We start from the raw sequence: 255 nt of genomic DNA, 5'->3' as shown, positions 1-255 counted from the left end.
CCGCGCTCACCGCCGACGGCACCGCCCAGGTGGTGACGGTCACCATCCACGGCACCAACGACGCGGCCGTCATCACCGGCACCGCGAGCGGCGACGTGACCGAAGCCGGCGGCGTGGCCAACGCCATCGCCGGGACACCGACGGCGAGCGGCGACCTCAACGACACCGACGTCGACAACACGCCCGACAGCTGGCAGGCGGTTGCCGCCGGAACGGCGACCAGCGGCGGGCTCGGCACCTATCAGCTCGGCGCCG

Annotated in this window: 1 protein-coding gene; it reads left to right on the top strand. The window is 74.1% G+C overall.

Going from position 1 to position 255, the window contains the following annotated elements; translation table 11 throughout:
* Positions 1-255: VCBS domain-containing protein (locus EN850_RS36150; protein WP_210238118.1), on the top strand; the 255-nt coding region annotated here is incomplete at both ends.

Origin of the sequence: Mesorhizobium sp. M8A.F.Ca.ET.207.01.1.1 (assembly GCF_004794715.1) — a bacterium.
Taxonomy (GTDB): Bacteria; Pseudomonadota; Alphaproteobacteria; order Rhizobiales; family Rhizobiaceae; genus Mesorhizobium.
The sequence above is the reverse complement of the archived record's forward strand: the minus strand, read 5'-3'. Positions and strand labels throughout refer to the sequence as shown.